Here is a 4,963-nt window from a genome sequence, read left to right on the forward strand (position 1 = left end):
TGGCCCTGGAAAAGCTGCAAAGCGGCTACTACGTCGACTACTCGCTCGTACTCGCCGGAACCACGCTCGCAACGGTTCCGGTTCTCATCGTGTTCCTGGTCCTCGGGCGGCAGATCGTCGCCGGTGTGATGCAGGGCGCCGTGAAGGGATGAATGTGACGGACATCGTTTTCCCGCAAGGATTCCTCTGGGGCGCGGCCACCGCCGCGTTCCAGGTCGAGGGATCGACCGATGTGGACGGTCGCACGGACTCGATCTGGGACGTGTTCTGCCGCGTGCCGGGCAACGTCGTGGGAGGGGACAGCGGCGAACCCGCTGCCGACCACTACCGCCGGTTCCAGCAGGACGTCCGGATGATGGCCGACCTGGGGCTCAAGGCCTACCGGTTCTCCGTCGCCTGGCCGCGGGTGCGCCCGGACGGCGGCGCGGTCAACCAGGCCGGGCTCGACTTCTACCGCAGACTCGTGGACACGTTGCTGGCGCACGACATCCAGCCGTGGCCGACGCTCTACCACTGGGACCTCCCCCAGAAGCTGGAGGACGCGGGTGGCTGGGCGAACCGCGACACCGCGTTCCGGTTCGCCGACTACGCCACCGCCACGGCGGAAGCGCTCGGTGACCGCGTCACCACCTGGACGACGTTGAACGAGCCGTGGTGCGCCGCGTTCCTCGGCTACGCGGCCGGCGTGCACGCGCCCGGACGCACCGAACCCGCAGCCGCCGTCGCCGCCGTGCACCACCTGTTGCTCGGGCACGGCCTCGCGGCCCAGGCGATCCGGGCCGTCACCGCCTACACGCGCGTGGGCATCACGCTCAACATGTACCCGATCATCCCCGCCGATCCCGCCTCCCCCGCCGACCAGGACGTCGCGCGGCGGCTGGACGGGTTGCAGCAGCGCATCTTCCTCGACCCGTTGTTCCGCGGCGCGTACCCGGCGGACGTCGTGGCGGACCTGGAACCGTTCGGCTTCACCGGGCACGTCCGCGACGGCGACCTGGAGCTCATCTCCGCACCGCTCGACATGCTGGGCGTCAACTACTACACCGAGCACCACGTCAGCGCCGAGCCCGGCGAGACCGGGCCGTCGCCGTGGGTGGGCGTCGGGGACCACTCGTTCCCCCGCAGGGACTTCCCGCGCACGGACATGGACTGGGAGGTGCGGCCGGAGGGGCTCACTTCGGTGCTGCTGCGACTGCACGCCCAGTACCCGCGGATTCCGCTCTACATCACGGAGAACGGCGCCGCGTTCCGCGACGAGGTCGAGGGCAGCGTGATCCAGGACCTGGACCGGACCTCGTACCTCGAGTCCCATCTGCGCGCCGCACACGACGCGATCGAGATGGGCGTGCGGCTGCGCGGCTACTTCTGCTGGTCGCTGCTCGACAACTTCGAGTGGGCCGAGGGGTACGCCAAGCGGTTCGGCATCGTCCACGTGGACTACGACACCCAGGTCCGGACACCCAAGATGAGCGCCAAGTGGTTCGCCCGGGTGGCACGCGGCAACGCGCTCGTCGCCGTACCGTGACCGACCTGAACGGCCGGCGCCCCGGTCCGCGCATCGTGGAGGTCGCGCTCGCGGCCGGGGTGTCGAAGTCGACCGTGTCCAGGGTCCTCAACGGTGGAGCACACGTCAGCGACCGAACCCGTCAGGCCGTCAACCTGGCGATCGAGCGACTGGGCTACAGCCCCAACCACGCCGCCCGCACGCTCGCGGGCAGCAAGGCGAACGCGATCGCCCTGGTGATCTCCGAACAGGGCAGCCGAGTGCTCACGGACCCGTTCTTCGCCGGTGTGCTGCGCGGGGTGCACGCGGAGCTCATCGGCAAGAGGATCCAGCTCCTGGTCATGATGAGCCAGCCGGAGGACAACCACGACCTCGTGGCCTACCTCAGCGGCGGGCACGTGGACGGCGCACTGGTGGTGAGCCTGCACGGCGGTGACCCCCTGCCGCACATCCTGCACGACCGCGGGTTGCCGGTGGTCATCGGCGGCCGTCCCGTCCTCACCGGTGACGTGCCGTTCGTCGACGCCGACAACTTCACCGGCGCGCTGCTGGCGACGCGTCACCTCGTCTCGTTGGGGCGCAAGAGGATCGCTACGATCGCCGGACCGAAGGACATGACCGTCGGCATCGACCGGCTCAGCGGCTGGCGGCGAGGTGTGGGAGAGGCACAGCGGTCGGCGGACCTGGTGGTGCACAGCGACTTCACCTCCGACAGCGGCGCGCTGGCGATGGAGGAGCTGCTGAGCAGGGCACCGGACCTCGACGCCGTGTTCGTGGCCGCCGACATCATGGCGCTGGGCGCACTGCGCGTCCTGCGCGACGAGGGGAAGAAGATTCCCGAGGACGTCGCGGTCGTCGGGTTCGACGACTCGATGCCGGCCTCCACGGCGGTACCTCCGCTCACCACCGTGCGACAGGAGATCGAGGAACTGGGCCGCATGATGACGTGGCGGTTGCTCGCGGAGCTGGCAGGCGCGGAAGGCCTGCCGCCTTCGGTGTTGCTGCCGACGTCGATGGTGTTCCGCGCGAGCGCTTAGGCCGTGTGCTGCAAGTCCGTTCGATGAGAGTCACGGACGAGGCTTGCAGGACACGGCCTAAGCCGTCGCGGCCGGGGGCACTCGCCGGATCAGGGTCCGGCTGTGCACCCCGGCCGTGCTCGCCCGCTCGACCAGCTTCGGCGCGAGCAGGGTCAACGGTTCGACGGCCCGGCCGTCGAGCTTGCCGGCCAGCAGCTCGACCGCACGCCGGCCGAGCTCCTCGGCCGGCAGCCGCACCGAGGTGAACGGGGGTGAGGTCTGCTCGGCGAGCTCGTCCGGGCAGATCGCGACCACGGCCACGTCCTCCGGCACCTTGCGCCCCAGTGCGCGCAGGGCGGCGGTGACCCAGCCGAGCGCGGCCTCGTTGTGCACCACCAGTGCCGTCGTCGCCTGGGGTCCGCGGAACAACGCCTGGACCGCCTTGAACACGGACTGGTGGTCGCCCGCGGTCGGCACGATGGTCGAGGTGATGCCCCTGCGCATGGCGGCCGCGCTGAACCCGACCATCGTGCGGTGGGCGAACGCCGTGTTGCGCTGGTAGACCGCCGTGGGGGCGCCGAGGAAGCCGATGTGGCGGTGCCCGGCGCCGGCGAGGTGGTCCACGCAGGCGGCACCGGCGGCCTCGAAGTCGAGGTCGAGGCACGTGAGCCCGGCGGTGACGGCGGGCCGGCCGACGAGCACCGACGGCTGGGCGAGCTGGCGCAGCAACGGCACCCGCTCGTCGTTCATCTCGACGTCCAGCACCAGGAAACCGTCGACCTGCGCGCTGCCCGCGACCGTGCGCAGACCGTCCACACCGCGGTCCGCCGTCATCAGCAGCACGTTCAGGCCGTGGTGCCGCGCGGCGGTGACCACCGCGCTCACCACTCGCATCACCACCGGCACGTGCAGGCCGTCCCGCAACGGCACCGCGAGGGCCACCACGTTGGTGCGGCTGATCGCCGACGACCTCGCGCCCACGTGCGGGTGGTAGCCGAGCACCCGGATGCTCTCCAGCACCCTCGACCTGGTCGCCGCCGAGATCGGTCGCTTGCCGGTGAGCACGTACGAGACGGTGCTCGTGGCGACACCCGCGTGCCTTGCCACGTCAACGATGGTGATCATGTCCACCGCCACTTCGAAAGGTGATCTCCGCGAACCGCACTCCCGCGCGGTTCAGGACGACGAACAGGCTGCGCGCGGACGATCGGGGCACCGCGGACGGCACCGGCACCTCGATCTCCCGCCAGGAGTAGGGATCCGGAGGCAGCACCGCCTCCGCGGTCGCCACGACGGGACCGGTCACGGGGTCGTCCAGGCGCACCGTCACCGCCACCGGTCCGCCCGTCTGCGCGGCGATCCGCACGACCGCACGGGCCGCGCGGCCGTCGGCACGCACTCCGTCGTACCTCAGCCACGCCCCCGCGGCCGCGCTGAGGACGACGGTGCCGTGTTCCCTCGTCTCGTCGGCGAGGGTCATGTCCGCGTAGTCGTCGAAACAGTCCGCGCGCAGCGTCGCACCCGCGAGGTCGCGCAGCGGTGGCGTCTCACCCACCACCTGGACCTCGGCACGGCTCGCGGCGACCTGTGAGGACGGCCCCGCCCACAGCTCGTGCACCGCAGTCTCGACGAGCTCGCGCCCCGTGACGACGTCCCAGTGCCAGAAGTCGTCACCGCGCAGGACGAACCGGACGAGACGGCGCTCCCCCGGCTGCAGCTCCACCCGTTCGAACGCCAGCAGCTTCCGCAGCGGCTGGGGCACGCGGGACTCGCGCTGCCGTCCGTAGAGCTGGACGACCTCGGCACCCGACACCGGCCCCGTGTTGGTGACCTCGACCGAGACCACCAGCTCGGCACCGGGACGCACCTCCGGCGAGGAGAGCACGAGCTCGCCGTAGCCGAACGTCGTGTAGCTCAGCCCGTGGCCGAACGGGTACAGCGGCTCGCCGTCGAAGTACAGGTAGGTGCCGCGGGACCGGATGATGTCGTAGTCGAACAGGTCGGGCAGATCGCCGGCGTCGCGGTACCAGGTCTGGGTGAGCCGCCCGGACGGCGCCGACAGCCCGAACACGACCTCGGCCAGCGCCCTGCCGAGCTCCTGACCGCCGTGCGAGGTCCACAGGATCGCCGGAACGTGCTCGTTCTCCCGCACCAGCGCGTAGGGGTAGCTGCTCACCACGACGAGCACGGTGCGCGGGTTGAACTGGCGCACCACGTCCACCAGTCGCGCCTGGGCCGGCGGCAGCTCAAGGTCCGCGCGGTCCTGTGTCTCGCGCCCGTTGATGTGGGGGTCGTTGCCGATGACGACGATCGCGACGTCGGCTTCGGCGGCGGGGGGGGGGGCCCCCCCGCGCCCCCACCCGCCCCCCCCCCCCACCCACAGCGAGGCCGGGCGCGGCGCCGCCCCCCCAGACAAGGGGGACAGGGAGCCGCCCCCCCCGCC

4 protein-coding genes and 1 pseudogene are annotated in these 4,963 nt (G+C 71.3%); 3 read left to right on the forward strand and 2 right to left on the reverse strand.

Annotation, left to right across the window (positions count from 1 at the left end; all coding sequences use genetic code 11):
• From ABZV40_RS46220 to ABZV40_RS46230, 3 genes and pseudogenes are all read left to right on the forward strand, one after another.
• A pseudogene (locus ABZV40_RS46220) lies at positions 1-152 on the forward strand (carbohydrate ABC transporter permease); the annotation flags it as partial.
• A gap of 2 nt (positions 153-154) precedes the next feature.
• Positions 155-1,525, forward strand: coding sequence for a GH1 family beta-glucosidase (locus tag ABZV40_RS46225; RefSeq protein ID WP_355456489.1), 1,371 nt, complete (start codon positions 155-157; stop codon positions 1,523-1,525).
• On the forward strand, positions 1,522-2,541 hold the full coding sequence (locus tag ABZV40_RS46230) for a LacI family DNA-binding transcriptional regulator (RefSeq protein ID WP_355456490.1): 1,020 nt from the start codon (positions 1,522-1,524) through the stop codon (positions 2,539-2,541). Before ABZV40_RS46225 ends, ABZV40_RS46230 begins: the two co-directional genes overlap by 4 nt.
• 57 nt (positions 2,542-2,598) lie before the next feature.
• Here ABZV40_RS46230 and ABZV40_RS46235 read toward each other — a convergent pair whose 3' ends face one another.
• Together ABZV40_RS46235 and ABZV40_RS46240 are read right to left on the reverse strand one after the other, a co-directional pair.
• Positions 2,599-3,645 carry a LacI family DNA-binding transcriptional regulator gene (locus ABZV40_RS46235; RefSeq protein WP_355456491.1) on the reverse strand — a complete coding sequence of 349 codons (1,047 nt, stop codon included), beginning with the start codon at positions 3,643-3,645 and terminating at the stop codon, positions 2,599-2,601.
• Positions 3,629-4,897 carry a glycoside hydrolase family 3 C-terminal domain-containing protein gene (locus ABZV40_RS46240; protein ID WP_355456492.1) on the reverse strand — a complete coding sequence of 423 codons (1,269 nt, stop codon included), beginning with the start codon at positions 4,895-4,897 and terminating at the stop codon, positions 3,629-3,631. The genes ABZV40_RS46235 and ABZV40_RS46240 overlap by 17 nt, the downstream gene beginning before the upstream one ends.
• Positions 4,898-4,963: the final 66 nt, after the last annotated feature.

Origin of the sequence: Lentzea sp. NPDC004782 (assembly GCF_040609115.1) — a bacterium.
GTDB lineage: Bacteria > Actinomycetota > Actinomycetes > Mycobacteriales > Pseudonocardiaceae > Lentzea.